The organism is Luteibacter rhizovicinus DSM 16549, from assembly GCF_001887595.1.
Taxonomy (GTDB): Bacteria; Pseudomonadota; Gammaproteobacteria; order Xanthomonadales; family Rhodanobacteraceae; genus Luteibacter; species Luteibacter rhizovicinus.
Genome location: NZ_CP017480.1, coordinates 3,552,827 through 3,577,882, shown reverse-complemented (window position 1 = coordinate 3,577,882; position 25,056 = coordinate 3,552,827). Strand labels below are relative to the sequence as shown.

At 66.4% G+C, this 25,056-nt stretch carries 27 protein-coding genes; 11 read left to right on the top strand and 16 right to left on the bottom strand.

Going from position 1 to position 25,056, the window contains the following annotated elements:
- Position 1: 1 nt before the first annotated feature.
- From BJI69_RS16385 to pdeM, 7 genes are read left to right on the top strand one after another with little or no spacing between them, the layout of a single operon-like run.
- Positions 2-967 (top strand): hypothetical protein, encoded by a 966-nt coding sequence (locus BJI69_RS16385; protein WP_046966816.1) that lies wholly within the window; start codon positions 2-4, stop codon positions 965-967.
- Positions 964-1,560, top strand: coding sequence for an IMPACT family protein (locus BJI69_RS16380; RefSeq protein WP_046966815.1), 597 nt, complete (start codon positions 964-966; stop codon positions 1,558-1,560). The genes BJI69_RS16385 and BJI69_RS16380 overlap by 4 nt, the downstream gene beginning before the upstream one ends.
- Positions 1,561-1,615: 55 nt before the next feature.
- Positions 1,616-3,379: an ABC transporter transmembrane domain-containing protein gene (locus tag BJI69_RS16375; RefSeq protein WP_046966814.1), complete on the top strand. Its 1,764-nt coding sequence runs from the start codon at positions 1,616-1,618 to the stop codon at positions 3,377-3,379.
- 46 nt (positions 3,380-3,425) lie between these two features.
- A complete protein-coding gene (locus BJI69_RS16370) occupies positions 3,426-4,448 on the top strand; it encodes a ligase-associated DNA damage response exonuclease (protein ID WP_046966813.1) in 1,023 nt (340 codons plus the stop codon).
- Positions 4,448-6,043, top strand: coding sequence for an ATP-dependent DNA ligase (locus tag BJI69_RS16365; RefSeq protein WP_046966812.1), 1,596 nt, complete (start codon positions 4,448-4,450; stop codon positions 6,041-6,043). Before BJI69_RS16370 ends, BJI69_RS16365 begins: the two co-directional genes overlap by 1 nt.
- Positions 6,000-8,441, top strand: a complete 2,442-nt coding sequence (locus BJI69_RS16360; RefSeq protein WP_046966811.1) for a ligase-associated DNA damage response DEXH box helicase — start codon at positions 6,000-6,002, stop codon at positions 8,439-8,441. The genes BJI69_RS16365 and BJI69_RS16360 overlap by 44 nt, the downstream gene beginning before the upstream one ends.
- Positions 8,438-9,100, top strand: coding sequence for a ligase-associated DNA damage response endonuclease PdeM (gene pdeM / locus BJI69_RS16355; RefSeq protein ID WP_052767081.1), 663 nt, complete (start codon positions 8,438-8,440; stop codon positions 9,098-9,100). Before BJI69_RS16360 ends, pdeM begins: the two co-directional genes overlap by 4 nt.
- Before the next feature lie 27 nt (positions 9,101-9,127).
- Here pdeM and BJI69_RS16350 read toward each other — a convergent pair whose 3' ends face one another.
- The 4 genes from BJI69_RS16350 to BJI69_RS16330 all read right to left on the bottom strand — a co-directional run bounded on the left by BJI69_RS16350 (position 9,128) and on the right by BJI69_RS16330 (position 11,975).
- Complete coding sequence (locus tag BJI69_RS16350) at positions 9,128-9,847, bottom strand: copper homeostasis protein CutC (protein ID WP_046966810.1); 720 nt, start codon at positions 9,845-9,847, stop codon at positions 9,128-9,130.
- Between the two features lie 2 nt (positions 9,848-9,849).
- Positions 9,850-10,869 carry a glycosylasparaginase gene (locus tag BJI69_RS16345; protein WP_046966809.1) on the bottom strand — a complete coding sequence of 340 codons (1,020 nt, stop codon included), beginning with the start codon at positions 10,867-10,869 and terminating at the stop codon, positions 9,850-9,852.
- A 207-nt stretch (positions 10,870-11,076) separates the two neighbouring features.
- On the bottom strand, positions 11,077-11,607 hold the full coding sequence (locus tag BJI69_RS16335) for a prepilin-type N-terminal cleavage/methylation domain-containing protein (protein ID WP_125903087.1): 531 nt from the start codon (positions 11,605-11,607) through the stop codon (positions 11,077-11,079).
- The gene (locus tag BJI69_RS16330; RefSeq protein WP_162200968.1) at positions 11,589-11,975 is read right to left on the bottom strand and encodes a hypothetical protein; all 387 of its coding nucleotides are present in this window, start codon (positions 11,973-11,975) and stop codon (positions 11,589-11,591) included. Before BJI69_RS16330 ends, BJI69_RS16335 begins: the two co-directional genes overlap by 19 nt.
- 236 nt (positions 11,976-12,211) lie before the next feature.
- On the opposite strand from BJI69_RS16330, the gene BJI69_RS16325 reads away from it, so the two are divergent.
- From BJI69_RS16325 to BJI69_RS16315, 3 genes are read left to right on the top strand one after another with little or no spacing between them, the layout of a single operon-like run.
- Positions 12,212-12,664 carry a MarR family winged helix-turn-helix transcriptional regulator gene (locus BJI69_RS16325; RefSeq protein ID WP_046966805.1) on the top strand — a complete coding sequence of 151 codons (453 nt, stop codon included), beginning with the start codon at positions 12,212-12,214 and terminating at the stop codon, positions 12,662-12,664.
- A gap of 29 nt (positions 12,665-12,693) precedes the next feature.
- Positions 12,694-13,020: a hypothetical protein gene (locus tag BJI69_RS16320; protein ID WP_046966804.1), complete on the top strand. Its 327-nt coding sequence runs from the start codon at positions 12,694-12,696 to the stop codon at positions 13,018-13,020.
- Positions 13,021-13,037: 17 nt separating this feature from the next.
- Positions 13,038-14,252, top strand: a complete 1,215-nt coding sequence (locus BJI69_RS16315; protein ID WP_046966803.1) for an MFS transporter — start codon at positions 13,038-13,040, stop codon at positions 14,250-14,252.
- A gap of 69 nt (positions 14,253-14,321) precedes the next feature.
- Here the strand turns inward: BJI69_RS16315 and BJI69_RS16310 are convergent, their stop codons facing one another.
- From BJI69_RS16310 to BJI69_RS16275, 8 genes are all read right to left on the bottom strand, one after another.
- On the bottom strand, positions 14,322-14,528 hold the full coding sequence (locus BJI69_RS16310) for a cold-shock protein (RefSeq protein WP_036117760.1): 207 nt from the start codon (positions 14,526-14,528) through the stop codon (positions 14,322-14,324).
- 153 nt (positions 14,529-14,681) lie between these two features.
- Positions 14,682-15,428 carry an S-methyl-5'-thioinosine phosphorylase gene (locus BJI69_RS16305; RefSeq protein WP_046966802.1) on the bottom strand — a complete coding sequence of 249 codons (747 nt, stop codon included), beginning with the start codon at positions 15,426-15,428 and terminating at the stop codon, positions 14,682-14,684.
- 4 nt (positions 15,429-15,432) lie between these two features.
- Positions 15,433-15,981 carry a hypoxanthine-guanine phosphoribosyltransferase gene (locus tag BJI69_RS16300; RefSeq protein ID WP_046966801.1) on the bottom strand — a complete coding sequence of 183 codons (549 nt, stop codon included), beginning with the start codon at positions 15,979-15,981 and terminating at the stop codon, positions 15,433-15,435.
- 7 nt (positions 15,982-15,988) lie between these two features.
- Positions 15,989-16,990, bottom strand: coding sequence for a beta-N-acetylhexosaminidase (gene nagZ, locus BJI69_RS16295; RefSeq protein WP_046966800.1), 1,002 nt, complete (start codon positions 16,988-16,990; stop codon positions 15,989-15,991).
- A complete protein-coding gene (locus BJI69_RS16290; RefSeq protein ID WP_046966799.1) occupies positions 16,984-17,508 on the bottom strand; it encodes a CYTH domain-containing protein in 525 nt (174 codons plus the stop codon). Before BJI69_RS16290 ends, nagZ begins: the two co-directional genes overlap by 7 nt.
- A gap of 15 nt (positions 17,509-17,523) precedes the next feature.
- Positions 17,524-18,825: a 23S rRNA (uracil(1939)-C(5))-methyltransferase RlmD gene (gene rlmD / locus BJI69_RS16285; protein WP_046966798.1), complete on the bottom strand. Its 1,302-nt coding sequence runs from the start codon at positions 18,823-18,825 to the stop codon at positions 17,524-17,526.
- A gap of 91 nt (positions 18,826-18,916) precedes the next feature.
- Positions 18,917-19,504, bottom strand: a complete 588-nt coding sequence (locus BJI69_RS16280; protein WP_342016337.1) for a YdbL family probable chaperone protein — start codon at positions 19,502-19,504, stop codon at positions 18,917-18,919.
- A gap of 48 nt (positions 19,505-19,552) precedes the next feature.
- Positions 19,553-21,580 carry a translocation/assembly module TamB domain-containing protein gene (locus BJI69_RS16275; RefSeq protein WP_052767082.1) on the bottom strand — a complete coding sequence of 676 codons (2,028 nt, stop codon included), beginning with the start codon at positions 21,578-21,580 and terminating at the stop codon, positions 19,553-19,555.
- 45 nt (positions 21,581-21,625) lie between these two features.
- Between BJI69_RS16275 and BJI69_RS16270 the strand changes: the two genes are divergently transcribed.
- Positions 21,626-22,330, top strand: coding sequence for a response regulator (locus tag BJI69_RS16270; RefSeq protein WP_046966797.1), 705 nt, complete (start codon positions 21,626-21,628; stop codon positions 22,328-22,330).
- Here BJI69_RS16270 and recO read toward each other — a convergent pair.
- The 4 genes from recO to BJI69_RS16250 are packed head-to-tail and all read right to left on the bottom strand — an operon-like array spanning position 22,322 to position 25,004.
- Positions 22,322-23,014: a DNA repair protein RecO gene (recO, locus tag BJI69_RS16265; protein WP_046966796.1), complete on the bottom strand. Its 693-nt coding sequence runs from the start codon at positions 23,012-23,014 to the stop codon at positions 22,322-22,324. The genes BJI69_RS16270 and recO overlap by 9 nt on opposite strands.
- A gap of 20 nt (positions 23,015-23,034) precedes the next feature.
- Complete coding sequence (gene era, locus BJI69_RS16260) at positions 23,035-23,970, bottom strand: GTPase Era (protein ID WP_046966795.1); 936 nt, start codon at positions 23,968-23,970, stop codon at positions 23,035-23,037.
- Positions 23,967-24,620: a ribonuclease III gene (rnc, locus tag BJI69_RS16255; RefSeq protein ID WP_046966794.1), complete on the bottom strand. Its 654-nt coding sequence runs from the start codon at positions 24,618-24,620 to the stop codon at positions 23,967-23,969. The genes era and rnc overlap by 4 nt, the downstream gene beginning before the upstream one ends.
- 6 nt (positions 24,621-24,626) lie before the next feature.
- Positions 24,627-25,004 (bottom strand): DUF4845 domain-containing protein, encoded by a 378-nt coding sequence (locus BJI69_RS16250; RefSeq protein WP_046966793.1) that lies wholly within the window; start codon positions 25,002-25,004, stop codon positions 24,627-24,629.
- Between the last annotated feature and the right edge of the window lie 52 nt (positions 25,005-25,056).

The window sequence follows — 25,056 nt, the reverse complement described above, 5'->3', positions numbered from 1 at the left end:
CATGACCCAGATCACGCCCCCACCCATCGACGACGACCTGCCCGACGAACGCGAGCTCGCGGCGCTGTACGCGCGCTTGCCGAAGACCGAGCCGGACGCGTCGCTCGATGCCGCCGTGCTTGCCGCGGCGACCCGGGCGATGCCGGTGAAGCGTCGTCCGCGCTGGCCTGTCGCCGTGGCATCCGCCGCCGTGCTCGTCCTCGCCGTCGGGGTGGCCTGGCAGGTGCGCGAGCTGCCGCCGCCTGCAACGTCGACCATCCCGATGGCTGCCACGCCGGCTACGGTCAAAAGCCCAACGACGGATAGCCTGGACGGGCGCGCGGCGGAGAGCATCGCCGCTGAAGCGGCTCCCACAGGAGAGCTGAGCAAGCCCCGCGATGCGGGAGCCCAGGCATCTCGTGCAGGCGCCGCTGCGATGAATGCAGGCGCCGCTTCGGCTCGTGTGGGAGCCGATTCATCGGCGATTCCCGCGCAGCGGGCTGCGTCACACCGCGCCGTCTCCCCCGCCGCGACCACGCATGTTCGCCTCAACGTGTCCGCCCCACCTTCCGTCACCGAACCCGTCGCGGCACCGGTGGCACTCGCTCCAGCGGCTCCGGCCGCTCCTCCGGAACCGTACGCACCACCCGCACCGCCAGCCCCACCCGCACCTGCGGCGGCCGCCGAGGCCGAGGCCGCGATCGTGTCGGCCGCACCCGTACCCGCACCGGCTCCGCAGCGATTAGATGCCACCGCACCTGCGCCATCGTCATTGCCGCAGCACGACGACAAAGCCGCGCCGGCTCCCTCGGGCATGCTCATGCGCAAGACGGTTCCCACCGCTCTTGGCCCAGACGACCGTGTCGGCGAGATCCGCCGCCTGCTCGACCGCGGCGATCGCGCGCAGGCGCTGCGCGAACTGACCGACCTGCGGCGACGCTACCCGGACTACGACCTGCCCCAAGATCTGCGCGACCTGAACCCTTGAACGCTCCGCTGGAAACCCTCGCGTCGCCGTGGCGGCACGAGGAAGACATTCGTAAGAGCCGCTTCCTCGCCCAGGCGGCGCCGGTCGGCAGTGCGGCGGAGGCGCTCGCCTTCGTCGAGGCCGTGGGCGACGCGACCGCCACGCATAACTGCTGGGCCTACCGCATCGGCGACGCCTACCGGTTCAACGACGATGGCGAGCCCGGCGGTACCGCCGGGCGCCCGATGCTGCAAGCCATCGATGGCCAGGGCTGCGATCGCGTGGTCGTCGTGGTCACGCGCTGGTACGGCGGCATCAAGCTCGGTGCCGGGGGACTTGCCCGGGCCTATGGCGGCACCGCGGCAGAATGCCTCAGGCTCGCGCCGCGCGTCGCCATCGTCGCCATGGGTCGGTTATTCGTGCACTGCGACTTTGCCGACATCGCGCTCTTTACCGCGCGGATCCGCGAGATGGACGCTACCATCGAGCAGGAAACCTTCGTCGCCGATGGTGCGGAACTGACCGTGCTGGCCCCGCTGGATCGCCTCGACGCCATCGCCGCGCGGCTGGTCGATCTGAGCCGGGGGCGCATCCAGCCGCGCCGGATCGATTGAATACTGCACCGGGTGGCCCCATCCGTTGGCAAATGACCAGAGCAACGAGCCGCGCATGACCGTAGAACGCAGGGAGAAGTCACGGAACATCGGCGCATTGCGCAATCTCTGGCCCTTCCTCAGGCCGCACAAGAACCTGGCCATCGGCTGGCTGTTCTTCCTCGGTATCTCATCGGGCTCGTCGCTGCTGCTGCCGGTCGCCCTGCGCCACATCATCGACAAGGGCTTCCTTGCCTCGAACCTGGCGACGATCAACGGGACCTTCCTGGCGCTGTTCGGCCTCGCCGTGGTCCTCGCGCTCGCCACCGCCGCGCGCTACTTCTTCATTGCCTTGCTGGGCGAACGTTCGCTCGCCGCGCTGCGCAGCGCGCTTTATCGGCATGTCATCCACCTGGATGTCGGCTTCTACGAGAGCACGCGCGTGGGCGAACTCACCTCGCGCCTGGGCACCGACACCGAACTGGTGCAGACCCTGGTCGGCTCCGGCATCTCGGTGGCACTGCGCAGCACCGTGATGCTGATCGGCTCGGCCGCCGCCATGGCCTGGACCAGTCCGCGCCTGGCCGGCCTCACCGCCCTGGTGATTCCCGCCGTCATGCTGCCGATCCTCATCTTCGGCCGCCGTGTCCAGAAGCTGTCCCGTCACAGCCAGGACCGTCTCGCCGATGCCGCCGCCGTCGCCAACGAAACGCTCAACGCCGCGCAGACCGTGAAGGCCTATGCGCGTGAGCCGATCGAGAGCCGCCGCTACGCGAACGCCATCGCCCTCGCGCTGGCCACGGCACGTCGTCGCATCGGTATGCGCTCGATGCTGACCGCCGCGGTGATCGTCCTGATCTTCGGCGCCATCACCCTCGTGCTCTGGGCGGGTGCCCGCGATGTCATCGCCGGCGAGCTCGCACCCGGCGTGCTGACCCAGTTCGTCGTCTACGCCATCTTCGCCGCCGGCTCCGTCGCCGGCCTGTCGGAGGTCTGGGGCGATGTGCTGCAGGCCGCGGGTGCGATGGAACGTATCGGCGAGCTGTTCGCCGAGAAAGCGACCATCGCCACCCCGGATGCGCCCGATCCGCTACCGCAGCCGGTGACCGGCGCGCTGCGCTTCGACCAGGTGGAATTTCGCTATCCGTCGCGACCCGACGTCGCCGCGCTGTCCGGCTTCGATCTGCAGATCGCCCCCGGAGAAACCGTCGCCCTCGTTGGCCCGTCAGGCGCCGGCAAGAGCACGGTCTTCAGCCTGCTGCTGCGCTTCCACGATCCGGTCGCCGGTTCGATCCGCTTCGACGGCGTCGAACTGCGTGCGCTGGCGCTGCCCGAATTGCGCGGCGCCATCGCCCTCGTACCGCAGGAAACGGTGATCTTCGGCGGTAGCGCCGCGGACAACATCCGTTTCGGCCGCGAGGACGCCAGCGACGAGGAAGTACGCGAGGCCGCGCGCCTGGCCGAAGCCGATGGCTTCATCCAGGCCCTGCCGGAAGGCTACGATGCCATGCTCGGCGAGCGTGGCGTGCGCCTTTCCGGGGGGCAGAAGCAACGCGTCGCCATCGCCCGCGCCATCCTGCGCGACGCGCCGCTGCTCCTGCTCGACGAGGCCACCTCGGCCCTCGACGCCCAGTCGGAAGCCGCCATCCAGCACGCCCTGGAGCGACTGGAGAAGGGTCGTACCACCCTGGTCATCGCCCATCGCCTGGCCACGGTGCAGCGCGCCGACCGCATCGTCGTCATGGACGGCGGCCGGATCGTCGCCCAGGGCACGCACGAGGCCTTGCTGCGTGAAGGCGGTCTCTACGCCGAACTGGCCAGGTTGCAGTTCGTCGCCTGACCGTTTGTTTTCGTCGCGTTGACGACTCGCCGCCTACCGTGCGGCGATGGACAGCGATCTGCTTCTTCCTCGCCCCGAAGGCCTCTATTGCCCGGCGGGCGACTTCTTCATCGACCCCATGCTTCCCGTGCCCCGTGCTGTGGTTACGCATGCCCATGGCGACCACGCACGGGCGGGCAGCGAGCTGTATCACGTGGCGAGCGCCGGCCTCGGGCTGATGCGCGAGCGATTGGGGGCGACCGCGACGATCCGTGACTACGCTTACGGCGAGTCGTTCACCCTGGGCGACACGCGCCTGTCGTTGCATCCGTCCGGCCACGTGCTCGGCGCGGCACAGTTGCGCATCGAAGGTCGCGACCTGGTAGCTGTCGTCTCCGGCGACTACAAACGCGATCCCGATCCTACCTGCGTCCCGTTCGAACCCGTGCCCTGCGACGTCTTCGTCACCGAGTCGACCTTCGGCCTGCCGATTTACCGCTGGCCGCCGATGCACACGGTGATTGGCGAGATGCTCGCCTGGCTGGATGAATGTGCCGAACGCGCTGTTCCCGCCGTCCTGTTCTGCTATGCGCTCGGCAAGGCCCAGCGCATTCTGGCCGAGCTTGCCGCGCGCACCGATCGCACCGTGCATCTGCACGGCGCGATGCTGCGTCTGGTCGAGGCGTATCGCGAGGCCGGCGTGCGCATGGTTCCCACGCAACCGGTGAGCGAGTCTGCGCGCGGCAAGGATTTTGCGGGCGAGCTGATCATGGCGCCGCCCTCGGCAGCGGGATCGCCCTGGATGCGTCGCTTCGCGAAAGCGTCCACGGGATTCGCATCGGGATGGATGCAGGTGCGCGGCGCACGACGTCGACGCGGCTACGATCGGGGCTTCATCGTCTCGGACCACGCGGACTGGCCGGGCCTGCTGCAAAGCGTGCGCGACTGCGGCGCCAAGCGGATCTACGTGACCCACGGCGATGGCGAAGCGCTCATCCGCCATCTGCGCGAAACCGGCCACGACGCACGACCGCTCCGCTCCCTGGGCGGCTCCGCGGTCGACGTGCGCGACAGCGAGGAAGGCGACTGATGCGCCGTTTCGCCGCGCTGTTCGAGGCGCTCGACCGCACCGCCTCGACCTCGGCCAAGCGCGATGCAATGGCCGCCTATTTCAGGGACGCACCGCCCGTCGACGCCGCATGGGCGGTCTACGTTCTCAGCGGCGGCAAGCTGAAGCGCACGGCGACGTCGACCGAGCTTCGCCTCGCGCTCGCGGCGGAGACCGGTTACGCCGACTGGCTGATCGACGACTGTTACGCCCATGTCGGCGATCTGGCCGAGACCGTCGCACTGATGTTGCCCACACCGGAGGACGCCACCGACGACACGCCACTGCACGTGTGGATGGAGGCGCGATTGCCATCGCTCGGCAAGCTGGAGTCCGCCGAACGCATGGGCTTGCTTCGCGAGTGGTGGCTTACGCTTCCCCGCGACCAGCTCTTCCTCGTCAACAAGCTGCTGACCGGCTCACTGCGCGTGGGCGTGTCGCACCGGCTGGTCGTGCAGGCGATCGCGCAATGGTCCTCGTTGCCCACGGATCTGATCGCCCATCGCCTGACCGGTACATGGAAGCCCGGCGCCGCGGCCTTCGAGGCGCTCGCCGGACCCGAGCGTGCCGACGAACACGCCGGCGAACGGCCTTACCCGTTCTTTCTCGCGTCGCCACTGGAGCACGACATCGCCAGCCTCGGCGAGCGTGCGGACTGGCTGGCCGAATGGAAGTGGGACGGCATCCGCGCGCAGCTGATGCGGCGCGACGGCGGCGTGCTGATCTGGTCGCGCGGCGAGGAACGCCTCGATGGTCGATTCCCTGAGCTCGAACGGGCGGCGCTGAATCTGCCCGACGGTTGCGTCCTCGACGGCGAAATTCTCGCCTGGGCACCTGAGGGTGATCGTCCCCTGCCCTTCGCTGCCCTGCAGAAGCGCATCGGCAAGCTGAAGCCGGGAGCGAAGCTGCTTGCCGATACACCGGTGCGCCTGATGGTTTACGACCTGCTCGAGCTCGACGGCATCGATCTGCGTGAGCAACCTCTGCGTGTCCGGCGAGCCGCGCTCGAACGCCTCGTCGACGGGCACGGACCGACGGTAATGATCTCACCCGTTGTCACCGGCGAACACTGGGATGCGCTTGCAGCCGTCCGTACCGAGTCGCGCGAGCGACAGACCGAAGGCCTGATGCTGAAGCGTCTGGACTCGCCGTACCGCGTCGGTCGCAAACGCGGCGACTGGTGGAAGTGGAAGGTCGATCCCTACACCGTGGACGCCGTGCTGCTCTACGCCCAACCGGGCCACGGTCGTCGCTCGGGCCTGTTCACCGACTACACCTTCGGCGTGTGGGATGGCGAAGCACTGGTCCCCGTGGCCAAGGCGTATTCCGGCCTGGATGACGACGAGATCGGCCGCCTCGACCGCTGGATCCGTGCGCACACCATCGATCGCTTCGGCCCGGTCCGCTCGGTGGAACCGACCCACGTCTTCGAACTCGCCTTCGAAGCCATCCAGGCCTCGGGCCGCCACAAGGCCGGCGTGGCCGTGCGCTTCCCGCGCATCCTCCGCTGGCGAACCGACCTCGCGATACGCGATGCCGACAAACTCGACGACCTCCGCCGCCTGGCGACGGGCTGAGGCCCGCCTGGTCGCCTGGTTCGCCGCGCAGGAGCGGCGGCCCGCGGCGTTCCAACGCGCAGCATGGCGTGCCTGGGCCGAGGGCAGGAATGGCCTCATCCACGCACCGACCGGCACGGGCAAGACCCTCGCCGCTGCGGGCGGACCGCTTATCGACGCACTGCTGCGTCCGCAAACCGGTCTGCAACTGATCTGGATCACGCCCTTGCGTTCGCTCGCCACCGATACGGCGCAGCACCTCACGGCGGCCGTCGAGGCCATGGAGCTGCCGTGGCGCGTGCTAAGGCGCACGGGCGACAGCGGCAGCGCCGAGCGCGCCAGGTTGCGCCGGGGCGCGTGCGAGCTGTTGGTCACGACACCGGAAAGCCTCGCCTTGCTGCTCAGCTATCCGGATGCACGCGAGCGCTTCGCCAACCTGCGCGGCATCGTCGTCGACGAGTGGCACGAGCTCATCGGCAACAAACGCGGCACCTTGCTCCAGCTCGGGCTCGCACGCCTGCACCGCTGGCTGCCAGCGCTGCGAACCTGGGGTCTGTCGGCCACGCTCGGCAACCTGGACGAAGCGCTGCACGCGCTCGCCGGTGACGGCGTGCTCATCGGCGGTACGTCGCGCAAAAAAACCCATATCGACACGGCCCTGCCTGACGGCGGCGAACGCTTTCCGTGGGCCGGGCATCTGGGCCTGTCCCAGCTTCCCCGCGTGCTCGACGCCGTCCTCGCGGCACGGACCAGCCTGGTCTTCGCGAATACCCGCTCGCAAGCCGAGCTCTGGCACGAGGCACTGGCTTCCGTGTGGCCCGGACCGCCGGAGACGCTCGCACTGCATCATGGGTCGATCGATCCGAAGCTTCGTTTTGCAACGGAAGAAAACCTGCGCCTGGGCACGCTGCGCTGCGTGGTCGCCACCTCGAGCCTCGATCTCGGCGTGGATTTCTCCAGCGTGGAACAGGTGCTCCAGGTCGGCAGTCCGAAGAGCATCGCGCGCCTGTTGCAGCGGGCGGGCCGAAGCGGCCACCAGCCCGGCATGCCCTCGCGCATTCTTTGCGTGCCGACCCATCTGCTCGAGCTGGCCGAGATCGCCGCGGCTCGTCGCGCCTTGTCCGAAGACCATCTCGAACCGCGCCACCCGATGCGCGGTTGTCTGGATGTCCTCGCGCAGCATCTGCTGACGATGGCGCTTGGCGGCGGCTTCATCGCGGACGATGCGTATTCCGAGGTCACGTCGTCACTTGCTTATGCGCAGCTTCCACGCGAGCGTTTCGATGCCGTGCTCGCCTACCTGCGTACGGGCGGGACGGCGCTGGCAAGTTACCCCGAATACCAGAAGCTCGTCCTGACCGATGGTCGTTACCACGTCGACAGCGGACGCATCGCGCGCATGCACCGCTTGTCGATCGGAACGATCACCTCCGATGGCAGCCTGCAGGTTCGTTACATGAAAGGCGCGCGACTGGGCACGGTCGAAGAAAGTTTCCTGTCGCGACTTCGCCCGGGCGATCGCTTCCTGTTCGCCGGCCGAAACCTCGAACTCGTGCGCATCCGCGACATGACCGCCTACGTACGCGCTGCGCCGAACCGTCGCGGGGGCGTGCCTCGCTGGATGGGCGGCAAGCTTCCCTTATCAGGCGAACTCTCCGACGAGCTACGCCGCACGTTGGCCGAAGGCGTGCCGCGCAGCGCCGAAATGCGCACGCTTGCTCCCTTACTGGCCATCCAGCGTAGCCGATCGGCGATCCCCGCTCTCGACGAAACGCTGTGCGAGCGGACCCGCACACGCGAAGGCGACTACCTGTTCCTGTTCCCGTTTGCCGGCCGCCTTGCCCACGAGGGACTCGCCGCCGTGCTGGCCTACCGACTCGCTCGCATCCATCCGGGCGACTACGGGTACGCGGTGAACGACTACGGCCTGACCCTCACGGCCGCGCGCATGCCGCCGCTGGACGCTGAAGCCATGCGGCAACTGCTGCATCCGGCACGCTTGCGCACGGACATCCTGGCCAGCGTCAACCTCACCGAACTGGCCAGGCGACAATTCCGCGAGATTGCGCGCGTGGCCGGACTCGTCTTCAACGGCTATCCCGCAGCAGGCAAAACGATGCGCCAACTGCAGGCATCGAGCGGTCTTCTGTTCGACGTACTGCGTCGGCACGACCCGACCCATCCCCTGCTCTGGCAAGCCGAACGGGAGGTACTCGACCAGCAGCTCGACTACACGCGACTGCGCGCGTGCCTGCTCCGCGTCGCGCGCTCACGCCTGCTCTGGCGCGAGCCGAAGCGGCTCAGTCCCCTGGCCTTTCCGCTCTGGGTCGAACGCCTGCGTGGTGGCATCGCCACCGACGACTGGAAAAGCCGCGTCGAACGCATGCGATCCACCCTCGAAGCGGATGCGGACACATGATGACCCACGACGTCATCGTCGCCGGCGAGCGCCTGACGCTGCACGTGCAGCGTGCGATTCACTGGGCGGCACGACGCACCGTGCTCGTGTCGGACGTGCACTTCGGCAAGGGCGCGGTGTTCCGTCGCGCCGGGATTGCCGTGCCCAGTGGCGACACCGAGGACGACCTTGCGCGACTCGACGACCTGATTCGCGAATTCGCCCCGGAACGTCTCGTCGTGCTCGGCGACCTCGTGCACGGCGCGGCCACGGAACGCAGCGACTGGGTCGAGCGTGTGCGGGCATGGCGCCGCTCCCACCCGCATCTCGACGTGCTGCTGATCGCCGGCAACCACGATCGCCACTTCGACGTGCGTTCGCTGGGCATCGAGGTCGTGCCGGACAGGCTCGACGTCGCACCCTTCGTTCTCTCGCACCATCCGTCCCCGCACGCCGGGGCATACACGCTGGCGGGTCACGTCCATCCAGGCGTTGTCGTCCGCGACGGCTGGCGACGGCATCGTCTGCCCGCTTTCGTCTTCGATCACGATGTCGGCATGTTGCCCGCGTTCGGTACGCTCACCGGGCTCTTCGAGATCGCCGCCGCACCAGGTCGCAAGATCGTCGCCGTCACCCCTGCGGGCCTTGTTCCTGTCGGCTCGCAAGGGCATCGTCGATGAATCGGCTCCTACCGGGTCGAGCCCGGATCAACTCAGCGCCGCCACCAACGCACGGACCGTGTCTTCATCGGTGCGGATCTCGCCGCCACCCATGCCGAGGTCGTCGGAGGGCGTACGCCGCATTCCGGACGGCAGCCGGCGCTTGGCCGAGGCATGAAACTCCCGCGCCCGCGTCATGTTGCGCAAGGCGGCGACGTTGTCAGGCTCGATACCCGCCCCCGGCATCACAACGATGCGACCACCCGCCTGCGCCACCAGGCGTGCGATCGACGACGCACCGGCCACGGCGCTCGGCATGCCGCCCGAGGTGAGCACACGTTCGAAGCCAAGTTCGATCACCGTTTCCAGGGCCGCCACGCGGTCGGATACCAGATCGAACGCACGATGAAAGGTCACGCCCATGGCGCCGGCCGCCTGCACGAAGAGCTGGCAGGCTTCCGCATCGACCTCGCCTTCGGCGGTGAGCGCGCCGACGACGACCCCGTCGCAGCCAAGATCGGCGCAGTGCGCGATGTCGTCGAGCATCGCTTCGATTTCAGCGTTCTCGTAGAGGAAGTTTCCCGACCGCGGTCGTACGAGGACGTAGAGCGGGATATCCAGTCCCTCGCGGGCCAGCGCGATCGTCCCATGCGACGGCGTCACGCCACCCTCGTCCAGGCTTGCACACAGTTCGACACGGCCCGCCCCGCCCGCCTGCGCGGCAAACGCGGACGCGATCGAGTTCGCAGCGACTTCCAGCAAGGCCATGATCAATACGTGCTCTTGCCGGGAATCAGGGTGTCCTGCTTCTTCGCATCGCACACGGCGTACGAGAAGCCGGACTGGATCGCCCACGCACCGACGTTGCCTTTCTTGTCCATGGCAAGGAAGCCGACCTGGAGGTCCTTAGCCTCCGGCTTGCGCCGGAGAATACGTTCGACGGCCTCGCGGCAGGCGTCCTCCGGTGAACGCCCCTGACGCATGAGCTCGACGACCAGGAAGCTGCCCACGTTGCGGATCACCTCCTCGCCGACACCGGTCGAGGTCGCCCCGCCAATCTCGTTGTCGACGTAAAGTCCTGCACCGATGATCGGACTGTCACCGACGCGACCGTGGATTTTCCAGGCCATGCCGCTCGTCGTGCAGGCACCGGACAGATTGCCCTTGGCATCGATCGCCAGCATGCCGATGGTGTCGTGGTTGCTCGCGTCACCCGGCGTCCCACCAGGGCCCGCGTTATAAGTCTTGACCTCGCTATTGGCCGACGGCTTGTATTTGGCCGTCTTCAGCCATTCGTGCCACGCCTTGTCCGAATCGGGAGTCAGCAACGCTTCGCGAGGAAAGCCCTGCTCGATGGCGAACTGCGTGGCGCCGTCACCGGCGAGCAAGACGTGCGGGGTGCGTTCCATGACCCGGCGCGCCACGGAGATCGGATGAGCGATGTGCTCCATCGCCGCCACCGCGCCGCAATTGCCATGCTCGTCCATGATGCTCGCGTCCAGCGTCACCTTGCCGTCGCGATCGGGATAACCGGCACGACCGACGCTGTGATTGCGCAGATCCGCTTCCGGAACGCGTGCACCCTGCTCCACCGCATCCAGTGCGCGGCCGCCACCCGCCAGGACTTTCCAGGCCGCCTGGTTCGCGGCGACACCGAAGTCCCAGGTCGAACAGACGCGCGGAATCATCCCGCCCGAAGCGGTCGATGATGCACCCTTGGCGAAACCCTTAGTGGTCAACGCCAGACTGGAAGCGATCGTCGCCCCCTGAAGGAAACGCCTGCGATCCATGGACAACCTCGTTCGTCGGCGCACCGTTTGCGCCCTCTCCGATGGTCGCATGCGGCACCTGTGGCGTGCCACTGCGCCGCCCGTGCTGCACCGCCCGAGCCCGGGTCTGGACGGAACGCGACAAGGTGGCGCCCAGGATCGTCATCATCGCCAACACCGCGAGGACGAAGAAAAGGACCGAGCCGCGGCGTGAGCGGCGTCGCCGTCTCACGATGTTTTCTCCGGCCGCGATACGACGCGGCTGTAGTGCCTGCCATCGCGCATCGTCAGCGTGATCTCGATCGCACGTGCGCCGGCCCCATGCCTCTGCTGAAAGGGTTGGCGCTCGACGAGACCGTCGGTGTCGGGCAGGTCGGCGACGACCTCGAGGTGGATGACGCCTTGCACGTATGTCTGGCATGCCGTGTCACAGCGTCTGAGTTCATCTGCCACCAGCCAACCTATCGAACCGGCCAGCAAGACGGGCGTGTTGTATTCCCTCGCCATCGTCTTTTGCGGACAGTCCCTCGCCTCGGTGCACATGTGCCATGCCGCCGCCGCTTCCAGGTCGCGCACGATGGCGGCGAGAGCCAACCGAGCCCTGTCCTCGTCGCGGCTCATGACGAGATGTCGCCTCGCAGCACTCCCTGCCGCCACGAGCGACACCGTGGCGGCCGCTGCGACGATCGACGCCACGGCGAGACCCACCATCAACTCGACCAGACTGAAGCCATCGCCCCTCACGGTTTGACAGGCCACGCCAGCAGCTCCTGCCCCTGCCAGCGAATCCGGATGACACACGCGGCACCCGCTTCGCAGTGAACATCGCCATCCGCGCCCGGTCCGAGCTGTTTCGACAAGGCGTCGTGGAACCGCCGCATGTCATCGCCGGCCAGGGCGACCGGGTCGCATCCGCGTACGCACGCTGCTGCCTCCGACGAGAGCGTGTAGCCGCCCGCGGTCACGCCATCCGCATTGACCCGCATACGCGCCTTCAGGTCGTTGGCCGTCGCTTCCGCGGCCAGCCATCGGGACACCCGCGCATCGGTAGCCAGTGCCTGCACCAACCACGCTCCCGTCGCCGCGCTGCCGATCGCGAAGACCGACATGGCAACGAGGGATTCCACCAGTGATGAGCCGCGGCTATGCATGGGTCCACGTTCGCGCGGCGACGCATGGCTTGATGCCCGGCCTTTCACCAGCCTTCGTCAGGCCAGATGCAGGCCTCATGAGCGCCAAGCGCCAGACCGCACGTAAGCCAGCAGCCTGCCGCCCACGGATAGCTTCCACGGCCACGGACGGGCCTGGATTATATATACAGTTTACCTGTACAGTTTTTCTGTATTCATGATAAGGTCCGCCCATGGCAAGCTCATCCCCTCCGTCCGACACCCCCTCGCTGGCGTCGCTGGCGGCCGAACTACGCATCTCCGGCGGCAAACTGGTGCGGCGGCTGCGGGAGCAATCCCATCCCGGCGATTTCACGTCGTCGCAGAAGTCTGTCCTGCTTCGCCTCGACCGTGACGGGCCGGCCACCGTGTCGGCGCTGGCGCGTGCGGAGGGGGTGCGCCCGCAATCGATGCGCATGACGGTGGCGGGGCTCGAAGCCATGAAAGCCATCACCGGCAAGCCCGACCCCACCGACGGACGACAAACCCTCGTCGACCTCACACCCACTTTTCGCAAGACCCTCAAGGCAAGCCGGGCCGCCAAAGAAGACTGGCTGGTCCGTGCCCTTCAGACCCAACTGTCGCCCGCCGAACAACGCGAGCTCGCGGCTGCCGTCCGTCTGTTGCAACGACTCACCGACTTTTGAGGCCCTCGCGGCCCCTCCCAGGAACTGATATGGCCATCCCCTTGCTCTCCTGCTTCTTCGGCGGTGCCTTGCTTGGCAACGCCGTACCGCACTTCGTCAGCGGCGTGATGGGCCGCCCCTTCCAGACGCCGTTCGCAAAGCCACCGGGTCAGGGACTGTCCTCATCGACCGTGAATGTTCTCTGGGGCTTCTTCAACCTCGTGATGGGCTACCTGCTCGTTTGCCGCGTCGCCGCTTTCGACGGAAAGGACATGGGCGAGGTCATCGCGCTCGGCCTCGGCGTGCTTGCGATCGCACTGTTTGCCGCCCGGCACTTCGGTCGCTTCCATGGTGGAAACACGCCGGACCGATCGTGACTCCGCCTGCGACAGGCATGTTCCGATCGCTGAGGCACCCCAACTACCGCATCTGGGCCGCCGGCGCCGTGGTCTCGAACATCGGTACGTGGATGCAGCGCACGGCGCAGGACTGGCTGGTGCTGACCCGTCTCACCCATCACAGCGCATCCGCGGTGGGAACGGTCATGGCGCTGCAGTTCGGGCCACAGCTGCTGTTGTTGCCGTGGACCGGGTTCGCTGCCGACCACTACGACCAGCGGAAGCTGTTGATGGCGACGCAGGCCACCATGGCGGCCCTCGCGCTGACGCTCGGCCTGCTGACCGTCAGCGGACTCGTCCAGTTGTGGCACGTCTATATCTTCGCCTTCCTGTTCGGCTGCGCGGCAGCGTTCGATGCTCCCGTGCGCCAGACCTTCGTGGCGGAACTGGTGGGCGACGCCGACCTGCATAATGCTGTCGCACTCAACTCGACCTCGTTCAACGCGGCGCGAATGATCGGACCGGCGGTCGCTGGATTGGTCATCGCATCGGTCGGCATGGGCTGGGCGTTCCTGTTCAACGGGGCCAGCTTCGTCGCTGTGCTGGGTTCGCTTTTCCTGCTCCGCCTCAACGGTCATCAAGGCAGGGCGCGAGCCCATCGGACCAAAGGCAGCCTCATGGGCGGCCTGCACTATGTGTGGTCCCGACCCGACCTCAAGGCGATCCTGGTCATGCTCTTCCTGATCGGCACCTTCGGCCTGAATTTCCCGATCTTCATCTCGACCATGGCCGTCGGCGTGTTCCATACCGACGCACGCGGCTACGGCCTGCTGTCATCGATCATGGCCATCGGCACCCTGTCCGGCGCCCTCCTCGCCGCCGGCCGTGGCCGGCCGCGCTTTGCCTCCCTGCTTGTCGGGTCCGGTGTCTTCGGACTCGGCTGCGCACTGGCCGCTCTCGCCCCCACCTACTGGCTCTTCGCCGCCGCGCTGGTGCTCATCGGCGTCGCCGCCCTGACCCTGACCAACACGACCAACAGCCTCATGCAGCTCTCCACCGAGCCCGCCATGCGCGGACGCGTCATGGCTTTGCGCGTCGGCGTCGCTCTGGGCGGAACACCGATCGGCGCCCCGATCGTCGGCTGGGTGGCCGATCATCTAGGTCCTCGCTGGGGCCTCGCCGTAGGCGCAGCTTCCGGGGTCGCTGCCGCCGGCGTGGCTATCTATGCCATGACCCGGTCAGTTCATGCGACGCCTTCCAAGTCGCCATAGAAGAGCTGGCGAGCGAAAAAAACCCCGCATTCGCATGCGGGGTTTTTCGAGGCAACACTGTCGCGACGGTTAGGCCGCGATTTCGACGCCCGAAGCCTGCGCGCCCTTCGGGCCCGTCGTAACTTCGAATTTTACGCGCTGGCCTTCCTGCAGGCTGCGAAAGCCCTTGGAGTTGATCGCAGAAAAGTGGACGAACACGTCCTCCCCACCGTCCTCAGGCGCGATGAAACCGAAACCCTTGGCGTCGTTGAACCACTTGACCGTACCGAAACGCATGCGGAAACCTCTGGACATGGAATTGGAAGCGCCCCTGCGTTGGCGAGGCGTTCCCCATGGATCCCCTGTGCCTGCCCCCGCGGCGCAGGCGAAGTATCGACATATGTGAAGGCAAAGCGCAACTACGACAATTTCCCGGTCGATCGCCGAAGATCAGGCTCCGGCAAGCAGACGGCCGAGGATCGGCGGGACGTTGGCCGTGGCAGCGGCGAGGTGCGCAAAGATCTCCTCGATGCTTATTTCGGCCTCGTCGCCCGCACCCGCGGCGTAATTGGCAACCAGGGCAAGACAGGCGAACTCGAGGTCCAGTTCGCGTGCCAGCACCGCCTCGGGCATACCGGTCATCCCGACCAGGTCGCAGCCGTCGCGCTTCATCCGCGCAATTTCGGCACGCGTCTCCAGGCGTGGTCCCTGGGTGATCCCATGGCATCCGCCGTCGATGATCGGCAAGCCTTCGGCCCGGGCCGCGGCGAGAATCGCCTGGCGCAGGCTCTCGGTATAGGGCTCGCTGAAATCGATATGGCGAACTTCCGCCCCTTCGACGTCATTGAAGCTGGTGTACCGACCATGCGTGTAGTCGATGATCTGGTCCGGCACGACGAGGGCGCGCGGCCCCATGTCGTCACGAATGCCACCGACCGCATTGACCGCGACGATGCGACGGGCGCCAAGCGAGTGCAGCGCCCAGAGGTTGGCCCGGTAATTGACCCGATGCGGCGGCACCGTGTGGCTCTCGCCGTGACGCGCCAGGAAAGCCAGGCGCTTGCCGCGGAAGTCGCCCGTGACGACATCACCCGAGGCCGGACCGAACGGCGTTTCCACCGCATGCCGCTCGGCATTTTCGAGTCCTTCGAACTGATAGAGGCCGCTGCCACCGATGACAGCCAGATCGATCGACATGGCCTCAGTCCTTCAGCGCGTAGATGGCCGGCAGGTTTCGGGCCTGCTCGTGATAATCCATGCCATAGCCGAACACGTAGCGGTCCGGCAGGTCGACACCGTTGAAGTCGGCTTCGATACCGTGGGCGCGGCGATCGTGCTGCTTGGTGCAGAGCACGGCGAGAAGAACGCGCTTCGCGCCCATCTCCTGGCAGGCATCGCGCACGGCCTTCAGGGTGTGGCCTTCATCGAGGATGTCGTCGACGAGGACCACCGTCCGGTCCTTCAGCGGAACTTCCGGGCGACGCAGCCAGTGCAGGTCGCTACCGCTGGTCTGGCCGCGATAGCGGGTCGCGTGCACGTAGTCGAACTCGAGGTCGGTGCGGATGGCGAAGGCGAGCTGGCCGGCGAAGATCAGCGCACCGTGCATCACGGTGAGGAACACGGGACGCTCGCCGTCGAGGGCGGCGTCGATCTCGCGACCCATGCGGGCGATTTCGGTATCGAGCTGTTCGCGGGTGAACAGGACCTCGGAGTGCGCGAGCGCATAGTCGAGCGAAGCGGTGGCAGTCATGGGTAGGTTACGGCTCCAAAGCGGTCACGCGCGCGATGAAACGATCGCGCTGGGGATTGTCGACGAGTCCTTCCCAGGTCGAGCCGATCGTCCCGCGCAACGGGATGATCCGCTCGGCGAGCGACGGACGACGGTCCTTGACCGCCGCGATCGCCTCGGGAACGACGTCGGGAAAACAGGCGAGCACGAGATCGCAGCCCGCATCGAGGTTGGCGCCGACGCGCGCGGCGATGCCGCCGACGCTGCCGGCTGCCGCCATGCTGATGTCGTCGCCGAAGACGCAGCCACGGAAACCGAGCTCGCCACGAAGGATCTCTTCGATCCATACGTGCGAGTAACCCGCGGGCTGATCGTCGATGGCCGTGTATTTCACGTGGGCCGCCATCACCGCTTCGGCATGCGCGTCGATACCGGCGACGAAGGGCAGCAGGTCCGTGCCCAGGATGTCGTTCTTGCTACGCGTATCCACGGCGATGGATTCGTGGGTGTCCTCCTTGACCGAACCGTGGCCCGGGTAGTGCTTGAGCACGGCAGCCATGCCGCCCAGGTGCATGCCACGAACGTAAGCCTGGGTCAGCTCCGCGGCGATCACCGGATCGGCGTGGAAGGCACGGTCGCCGATGGCGGCGCTGCCGCGATCGAGGTCAGCCACCGGTGCAAAGCTGAAATCGACGCCGATCGCGCGCATTTCGCTGGCCATGATCCAGGCGTGCTCTTCGGCGCGGTTGATCGCCTCATACGGCACCGTGTCGTAGAGCTTGCCGATGGAGGCCAGCGGCGGCAGGCGGGTAAAGCCGTCGCGGAAACGCTGCACCCGGCCGCCTTCCTGGTCGACACAGATAAGGAAATCCTCGCCCGCGACCTCGCGAACGGCCTCGATCATGGCGGTGATCTGCTCACGGGAGGCGAAGTTGCGCGAGAACAGGATGACGCCCGAGACCCCATGCGCGGTGAGTCGTCCGCGCTCGTGGGCGGCCAGTTCGGTGCCGGACAGACCGATGATCAGCATGCTGAGACCTCCTTCCCTTCCCGCTCGGCCGTCGACCAGAGCGCATACGGCCGGTCGATCAGGTTGACGTTGTAGTAGCGCACATGATCGCTCACCTCGAGGCCGAGCCACGCCGGTGTCGGGTACGACGCGTCGGCATGGGACAGCTCCACCTCGGCAACGACGAGCCCCGCGTTCTCGCCGAGGAATTCGTCGATCTCGAAGTGTGTACCGTCGAGCATGACATGGTGACGAATCTTCTCCAGCGCCCCGTCGGAGAGATCGGCCAGCAGGCGCTCGGCGTCGGTCACGGGAATCGGATACTCGAACTCCTGGCGCGATATCCCCAGGGTGGCCGACTTGATGTTCAACCACGCCAGTTCGCCGGAGATGCGCACGCGCACCGAGCACTTCACCACGCCCGCCTGGATCGCCGCCGAACCGGACAGGTAACCCTGTGCGATGCGCTCGCTACGCACCACGATCGCGCGCCATTCATCGTTGGCGAGCAGAAACTTGCGTTCGATCTCGATACCCATGGGTTTCCCGTTGACTCAGCCGCGCTCGAACAGCGCGATGGATTCCACGTGCGCGGTGTGCGGAAACATGTCCATCACCCCTGCCGACACCAGTTTGAAACCGTGCTTCTGGACGAGGATACCGGCGTCGCGCGCCAGCGACCCGGGATGACACGATACGTAGACGATGCGATGGGTGCCTTTACGCGGCAGGTACTCCAGCACCTTGTCCGCACCGGCGCGCGGCGGGTCGAGCAGGATCTTGTCCCAGCGTTCGCTGGCCCACGGCGCCGAACGCTGGTCCTCGAACAGGTTGGCGACACGGAACGAGGCATTGGCCAGTCCGTTACGTGCCGCATTGGCCGCTGCACGCTCGACCAGGCCGTGCTCGCCTTCCACGCCGACCACCTCGGCCGCATGACGCGCCATCGGCAGGGTGAAGTTACCCAGTCCACAGAACAGGTCGAGCACCCGGTCCGCCGGTTGCAGATCGAGCAGCTCCATGCTTCGCGCGAGCATGCGCGTGTTCATGCCCGCATTGACCTGGACGAAATCCAGCGGCAGGAATTCCAGCTCGACGTTGTCGGCAGGGACGGTAAAAGCCAGGCGCGGAGCCTCCGGCCAGAGCGGATGGACGCTGCTCGCGTTGCCGGGCTGCAAATAGATGGCGAAGCCGTGCTCGCGACCGAAGGCCACGAGGGTGGCGCGATCACGCTCGGACAAGGGCGCAACATGGCGAAAGACCAAGGCCACGGTGTCGTCACCCGCGGCGAACTCGATCTGCGGGATGTCGCGCGCCGCCTCCATGCCGCTGACCAGGTTGGCCAGCAGGCCGACCTTGGGCCCGAGCGCCGGATGGATCACCTCGCAGTGCTCGATATCGGCGACCAGGCGCGGATTGGATTCCTCGCGGAAACCGACCAGCACGCGATCCATCTTCGCCACGTAACGCACGGAGAACCGGCCCTTGCGACGATACGCCCAGGGCTGGTCGGACAGCGGCGGCAGCCACCTCGCGGGCATGACCTTGCCGATGCGTTCGAAATTCTCGGCCAGGACGCGCTGCTTGGCGGCGATCTGCGCCTCGGGATCCATATGCTGAAGCGAGCAGCCACTGCACAGGCCGAAGTGCCGGCACTTCGGCTCGACACGATGCGGCGAGGCTTCGATCACGCTGACGAGTTCGGCATCGTCGTAATTGCGATGGCGCTTGACGTACCGGAACGCGACACGTTCGCCCGGCAACGCGCCAGATACGAAGGTGGCCTTGTTGTCGATGCGGGCGACTCCCCGGACATCGTGGGTGAGGTCGGTGATGGTGGCTTCGAGTTCGGTCATGCGCTCAAAAACGTAAAGCCCGGACGACGAGGGTCCGGGCTGGCTGGGAGGACGCGCCGCACGGATGGCGGCGAGCGTTCCTGGCGATTGCCTATTTGCGCTTCCAGGCGCCGGAGGCGTCCTGATAATACCAGCCCGGCGGCGAGCGCTGGACCCAGCCCTCGGCGAAGGTCTTGCGGATCTGCGCCTCCCATTCGGGGTGACCGTTGGCCCGGGCGATCTCCCGGTAAAGCGCGTCGCGGTCGCTGTTTTCCTCGTCGACGATGGCGTTGGCCTGCGAGCGCTGGTCCAGCGGCAACGAGCCGGCATCGCGCACGACGACCTGCCCGTTGGCGGTAAATCCCACGGCGCCGCTATTGAACAAAGCCTTGAGCTGACCACCGAAGCGCGCCGTCATGCGCACACGGATGGCATCCGTCTGCGGCGTGCTGATCTGGATGTTGGGCGCATCGGCGGCCTGGGCCGCGGGAATCACCAGATCGAGCAGGGAGGCGGACGGCTGCTTTCCAGGTACCGGCTTGGCCGGTGTGGCCGCGCCCGAACCCTGGGCAGCCGGTGCGACACCGCTGTCGTCGAGCACGTTGCCGATGAACTGGTCGGCAGCTTTCTGCGCCGCCGCCTCGGGGAAGTACACGTTGATGGTGACGCACCCGACCAGGGCGATCGCCGCAGATGTCATGATTCCAATCAGTGCCTTACGCATCATTGCTAACTCCCTTTCGAATCATCATCGTATCACCGGTCCGCCACCTTCCGTGGCCGCCTGCAGGCGCCTGACCAGGGTCGGCCAGTCGACCTCACGCTGGTGACCCACCACCGTGAGGCGCGGCAAACCGCTACCTTCGACGATAGTGTAGCCATCCTTCGCATTGCCCAGCCCGCCCATCGAGCAGACATCGCCCTTGAGCACGCAGGTCAACCCGATGCGCTTGTAGCCAAATGTCTTGAAGATCTTCAGCACCGTGCCCTGGAGGCCGCCAGCGATACCCCCGCCACCCACCGCGGTGAGGTTATTGACGGCCTTCTGGCTGATCCGGCCACCGTCGTTCGCGGTGAAGGTGGACTTGAAGGCCGCGGGTTTCCAGGCAACGAGGCGGAGATCGTCCAGCGCGCCATCGAGCCGTCCCGTGATGCTGCCGAAATCAAACACCGAAGTCAGCAGCGCCAGATCGAGCTGGCGGAGGGCGATATTGCCGGTCAGAACCGGAGCATTGCCAAAGGGTTGCGAGACAGTCATGCGGGTGATGTCAACAAAGCCGTCGAAGACGTTGAGCGACAGGCCACCGCCCATCTCCACGCGATCGTCGACATAGCGCATCGACGGGATGGCCCCTCCGATCGTTCCTTTGAACTCGGGCCAGCCCAGTGCGCGGCAAAGCGCCCCCATGTCGATCTGGGTCAATGCCAGCGAGGTCTGCAAGCGCTCGCCGCTCGCGGCCGCCGGCTTGAAGGACAGGCTCTGCACGCGGAGCTGTCCGTCGAGTACCGGGACGACCAATGGCTTCTCCAGCGCCAACGTGCCACCACGGCTCCGCCAGTTCGCTTCGGCGGCACCATTCGGGATCTGGTACACCTGAAGCGCACGCCAGCCGAGCTTGGTAACCGGGCGATCCTCCGTCGCACTCCAGTCCAACGCCCCATGCAGGCCCGTGACACCGAGACGACCCTGGGCAACCGCTAGGTCCAGGCCGCTGGTCTGCAGGGCGAACGCGGTCAGGCCGCCGGCATTCATCCCCACCTGACCACTGACCTCGCCCGCCCCCAGCAGCCCGTCGATGCCAAGAGTACGAAGCCAGCCCTTGCCGTAGCGATCGTAAGCGGCGGGAAGACGGGCGTTGAAGCGGTCCAGTTGCAGTTGCGTCAGGTCGCCGTTCGCGTTGAAGGCCAGCTCGCCCTCGAGTTGCAGGGCATCCGGATCGGTGAGACGCAGACGCGGTATCGCCAGGCTACCCTTCTGCGAACGCGTTGCCAGCGAAAGCTGCACGGCGTGCGAGGGCAGGCTTGCATAGAGCGGGCCGAGCAGAAGCTCGCCGCCGCGCAGGCTGGCATCGAGGTCGATCGACGCACTGCCGGCGCGACTGCCGAGGCCCAGCCTTCCGCTCGCCGACAGCTTTTGCCCGGCTAGCTTGCCGCCTGGACTGTCGAAGCCCATCCCGTCGAAGGCGAACTGGCCGGCGGCCTGCATGCCGTCGTCGAGCAGGTCGAGCGCAAGATCCGCATCCACGCGGCCGGTGGTCGTATGCCCCGACCACACGGTGGACAGAAGACCGTTGAGCCATCCGGCGGGCAGATCCTTCAAGGTGATCTGGGCATGGGTGGTCTGATCGATCGGCAGGGCGATCCTGGCGCTCGCCTTGTCCTGGGTGATCGAGAGTTCGAGTGTATTGGCCGAGTCGTCGGCCACCATATGCAGTCGCGCATTGGTGAGCGCGCCGCCGGGGGCGCCCTTCAGACGAAGCGCGCCCTCGAAAACCCAACGCCCGACCTCGTCGCGATTCAGCGCGCCGTCGAGGGTGACACCCAGCTTTCGCCACCCCATCGCGGGTATGTCGGCCTGATTGGCTGACAGCGTCAGCTGCAATCCTTGTCCGTCCGGTGCCGAATTTATGTCGGCCTGCATCCCGCTCATGCCCACCCCGGGCAGCAGCACGCTATCGGCGCCAAGGGAAACGCCCGCGCGAACGCGTCCGGCCCCAGCGAACAAGGCGCAGGCGACAAGAACGAGGACGAAGGTGCGGGTTGATACGGCGAGCATGCTCGGCCATTCTGCCAAACTCAGATGAACAACACGGAACGTTGCATGCCGGACCGCCATTTTTTTCAGATACTCGTCGCCGATGACGACCCTTCGACGCGGGCATTTCTCCGCGGCGCGTTGGCCGCCATGGGCTATGTCGTCACGCTGGTCGAGGACGGAGCGCAGGCGCTAAGCCTCGCTCGCACGACGCGATTCGACGCCATCCTGCTCGATTGCCGCATGCCGTCAGGCGGCGCCGTCGATGTCCTCGTCGCGCTCCACGCGGATCCTGACGCCGCTTCGCGCCACGCCGTGGCGATGGCAACCAGCGCCGAGGTGCCCACCACCCTGCGCCAAAGCCTCATCGAAGCAGGCTTCGCGTGCGTCATCGAGAAGCCCTGCGGAATCGCCTCGCTTGCCAATGCCCTGACGGCGACCCTTGGCGTCGATCGTGACGAGCACGTCCTCGACGACCACGAAGCCATGCTCGCGACCGGCGATCTGACCACCATGCACGCCTTGCGCAGCCTGTTTCGTGAGGAGTTGCTTCAGCTCGCGCCCGAGCTGGCATCCCTGGCGAACGCCCCCGCGACCCTGGTCGACCGCCTGCATCGGCTGCGCTCGGCCTGCGGATTCTGCGGTGCGACGCGGCTGGCCGCCCAGGCAAAAGCCCTGCAACATCATGTCATCGAAACACGATGGGCCTCCCCGCCCGCCCTGCTCCGCTTCCGCTCGGAACTCGAACTCGCGCTTACCGCTTTAGCGTAGGACGCGCCAGGCCTTGAGCTCGCCGCCGCCAAGGTGGAAGGTGATCACGAGCCGCATCATGCGGCGCAGCGAAGAGAGCCCAGCGGTATCCGGCGCCGTATCCGCCGCCAGCGCAAGCAGGTCGGCGCCACGGATGGCTCGCTGGTCGCCAACGCGCCCCGGAAGCACGCCCGATTCGGGATCGTAGAAATAGACGAGCGCCGGATCCACGGGCGAGCCGTCGATGGCGTCGATGTCGAGCTGAAGCCCGTAACCGAGGGCATCGAGCATGTCGCGCTCGAATCGGCGCAACGTCCAGGCCAGCGGCTCACCCGCGGCCATGCGCCTCAGCGTGCTGTCGTAGAACGCGAACAGCTCGGGGTTGCCGTCCTGCCGACCGGTCAGGCGGACGACAAGCTCATTGAGGTAGAGCCCGGCGAGACCGGCATCGCCGGTCAGGCGAAGCACAGGCCCCGAGGGCTCGGCGCTACGCAGCGTCGCGAGCTCCCCCTTCATCAGAAGATCGAGCTCGACGCGCTGAAAGGGCTCGAGCTGGGCCCGCTGCGTACGCGCGCCCTCCCGCCGGACACCACGCGCGACCACGCCGATACGGCCATGATCGCGGGTGAGGCATTCGGCGAGCATCGAGGTTTCCCGGTACGGCCGGGCATGCAGGATGAAGGCGGGCTGTTGTTCGACGCGCATCTGGGCTCGCGCCTGGCGGCTTATTCGTAGCCGAAACGCTTGAGCAGGTTCTCGTCGTCGGCCCAGCCTTCGCGTACCTTGACCCAAAGCTTGAGGAACACCTTACGCTCGAACATGGTCTCCATCGCCTTGCGCGCCGACGTGCCGATCGCTTTCAGCTGGGCACCACCTTCGCCGATCACGATCGCCTTCTGGCCGTCACGCTCGACCCAGATCACCGCGTGCACTTCGGCGATACCGTCGGGACGATCCTGGAAGGCCTCGATCTCGACGGTGGTGGCGTACGGCAGTTCCTGGTTGAGGCGCAGCATGAGCTGCTCGCGAACCATTTCCGAGGCGAGGAAGCGCTCGCTGCGATCGGTGATTTCATCCTCGGCGTAGACTGCCGGCTGTTCCGGCAGACGCTTGAGAATGCCTTTTTCCAGGCCTTCGAGGCCCTTCGACTTCAGCGCGCTGACGTAGTAGACATCGTCGAACTGATGCTTCTGCATGAGATCGGCGACGAACGGCAGCATGGCCGTCTTGTCCTTCTGCAGGTCCACCTTGTTGATAGCCAGAAGTTTCGGCACGTCCGGCTGCTCGGCGAGCGCGGCGTACATGGCGGCGTCTTCGTCGGTCCAGCGGCCTGCCTCGATCACCTGAACCGCCAGGTTCACCTCGGAGATGGCCGCGCGAGCCGCCCGGTTGAGGCTGCGGTTCATCGCGCGCTTGCCACCCCGGTGCAGGCCGGGCGTGTCCACGTAGAGGATCTGCCCCTCGGGCTTGGTGGAAATGCCGAGGATGCGGTGACGCGTCGTCTGCGGACGATGGCTGACAATGCTCAGGCGCACGCCGATCATGGCGTTGAGCAGGGTGGACTTGCCTACGTTCGGGCGACCCAGCAGGGCAACATAGCCACAGCGGAAGTCGTCGTCGACGAGCGTGTCGTGTGCTTCGGGGATATCGATGTCGTTCATGATTTCTTTTCCAGCAAGCGGCGCAGCACCGTTTCGGCAGCGTCCTGTTCGGCGGCGCGCCGGCTGCCCCCGCGTCCTTCGACGCGAATCGGTTCCGGTTCGTCGATCGTACAGCTGACGTCGAAGATCTTGGCGTGATCTTCGCCGTAACTGTCGGTTAATTCATAAATGGGGAGGGGAAGCCCCCTTCCCTGCAGCCATTCCTGCAGCCGCGTCTTGGCATCCTTGCTGGATCGCTTGATTTCCGCCACGCGCGGCGTGAACAGGCGGCGCACCACCTGACGACAGGCGTCGTAGCCGTCGTCGAAGTAGACGGCGGCGACCAGGGCCTCGAAGGCATCGGCAAGGATGGAGTCGCGACGAAAACCGCCGCTCTTCAACTCGCCGGGCCCGAGTTTCAGGTCGTCACCGAGCTCGAGCTCGCGCCCGATGACGGCAAGGGCCTGGCCATTGACCAGCTGTGCGCGAAGGCGGGAAAGCTCGCCTTCGCTGGCATGGGGGTGCGCCTCGAACAACAGTTCGGCAACGAGGGCGCCCAGCAAGGCATCGCCCAGGAATTCCATCCGCTCGTTATTGGGCTTCCCGGCACTCCGATGAGTCAAGGCCAGGGTCGCGAGACCGGGATCACGAAAGCGGTAAGGAAATTCCACGAAACCTCATTGCCCGACGGCACTTTTGAGCGGCACCGACTTCTCGAAATGGAGCAGGAAGGCGATGTTGTAGATGAACGGAACGACTTTGTCGTAAGCGACGCGCAGGTTGGCCTGGTTGCCCAGGCGCTGGATGGTGACGTCCTTGGGCTTGATCGTCGAATCGTCGACGTACTGGAAGCTCATCTTGAACGCGAGATGGCGTCGCGCCTGTTCGATGTCTTCGTTGCCGCCTTCAGTCGACATCTGGTTGAGCGCTTTGACCACGCCCATGTATTCGATATAGGACGGCACCAGCTTCATCGCCATGAAGGCGAAGAAGCCAACGATGGCCAGCATGATGACGAACCCGATAAGGGTAATACCCGACTGCCTGGATTTCATGTTCCTGTCCCCGCCGCGCTAAGCGGCTCCCCTGTTCAAGACTTTAAATGCC

What these genes read in the sequence shown, in the direction of transcription:
- BJI69_RS16385 (WP_046966816.1), top strand. Translation starts at nt 2, where the DNA reads ATGACCCAGATCACGCCCCCACCCATCGACGACGACCTGCCCGACGAA.
- BJI69_RS16375 (WP_046966814.1), top strand. Translation starts at nt 1,616, where the DNA reads ATGACCGTAGAACGCAGGGAGAAGTCACGGAACATCGGCGCATTGCGC.
- BJI69_RS16370 (WP_046966813.1), top strand. Translation starts at nt 3,426, where the DNA reads ATGGACAGCGATCTGCTTCTTCCTCGCCCCGAAGGCCTCTATTGCCCG.
- BJI69_RS16365 (WP_046966812.1), top strand. Translation starts at nt 4,448, where the DNA reads ATGCGCCGTTTCGCCGCGCTGTTCGAGGCGCTCGACCGCACCGCCTCG.
- BJI69_RS16360 (WP_046966811.1), top strand. Translation starts at nt 6,000, where the DNA reads ATGCCGACAAACTCGACGACCTCCGCCGCCTGGCGACGGGCTGAGGCC.
- pdeM (WP_052767081.1), top strand. Translation starts at nt 8,438, where the DNA reads ATGATGACCCACGACGTCATCGTCGCCGGCGAGCGCCTGACGCTGCAC.
- BJI69_RS16350 (WP_046966810.1), bottom strand. Translation starts at nt 9,847, where the DNA reads ATGGCCTTGCTGGAAGTCGCTGCGAACTCGATCGCGTCCGCGTTTGCC.
- BJI69_RS16345 (WP_046966809.1), bottom strand. Translation starts at nt 10,869, where the DNA reads ATGGATCGCAGGCGTTTCCTTCAGGGGGCGACGATCGCTTCCAGTCTG.
- BJI69_RS16325 (WP_046966805.1), top strand. Translation starts at nt 12,212, where the DNA reads ATGGCAAGCTCATCCCCTCCGTCCGACACCCCCTCGCTGGCGTCGCTG.
- BJI69_RS16320 (WP_046966804.1), top strand. Translation starts at nt 12,694, where the DNA reads ATGGCCATCCCCTTGCTCTCCTGCTTCTTCGGCGGTGCCTTGCTTGGC.
- BJI69_RS16315 (WP_046966803.1), top strand. Translation starts at nt 13,038, where the DNA reads ATGTTCCGATCGCTGAGGCACCCCAACTACCGCATCTGGGCCGCCGGC.
- BJI69_RS16310 (WP_036117760.1), bottom strand. Translation starts at nt 14,528, where the DNA reads ATGCGTTTCGGTACGGTCAAGTGGTTCAACGACGCCAAGGGTTTCGGT.
- BJI69_RS16305 (WP_046966802.1), bottom strand. Translation starts at nt 15,428, where the DNA reads ATGTCGATCGATCTGGCTGTCATCGGTGGCAGCGGCCTCTATCAGTTC.
- BJI69_RS16300 (WP_046966801.1), bottom strand. Translation starts at nt 15,981, where the DNA reads ATGACTGCCACCGCTTCGCTCGACTATGCGCTCGCGCACTCCGAGGTC.
- nagZ (WP_046966800.1), bottom strand. Translation starts at nt 16,990, where the DNA reads ATGCTGATCATCGGTCTGTCCGGCACCGAACTGGCCGCCCACGAGCGC.
- BJI69_RS16290 (WP_046966799.1), bottom strand. Translation starts at nt 17,508, where the DNA reads ATGGGTATCGAGATCGAACGCAAGTTTCTGCTCGCCAACGATGAATGG.
- rlmD (WP_046966798.1), bottom strand. Translation starts at nt 18,825, where the DNA reads ATGACCGAACTCGAAGCCACCATCACCGACCTCACCCACGATGTCCGG.
- BJI69_RS16280 (WP_342016337.1), bottom strand. Translation starts at nt 19,504, where the DNA reads ATGACATCTGCGGCGATCGCCCTGGTCGGGTGCGTCACCATCAACGTG.
- BJI69_RS16275 (WP_052767082.1), bottom strand. Translation starts at nt 21,580, where the DNA reads ATGCTCGCCGTATCAACCCGCACCTTCGTCCTCGTTCTTGTCGCCTGC.
- BJI69_RS16270 (WP_046966797.1), top strand. Translation starts at nt 21,626, where the DNA reads ATGCCGGACCGCCATTTTTTTCAGATACTCGTCGCCGATGACGACCCT.
- recO (WP_046966796.1), bottom strand. Translation starts at nt 23,014, where the DNA reads ATGCGCGTCGAACAACAGCCCGCCTTCATCCTGCATGCCCGGCCGTAC.
- era (WP_046966795.1), bottom strand. Translation starts at nt 23,970, where the DNA reads ATGAACGACATCGATATCCCCGAAGCACACGACACGCTCGTCGACGAC.
- BJI69_RS16250 (WP_046966793.1), bottom strand. Translation starts at nt 25,004, where the DNA reads ATGAAATCCAGGCAGTCGGGTATTACCCTTATCGGGTTCGTCATCATG.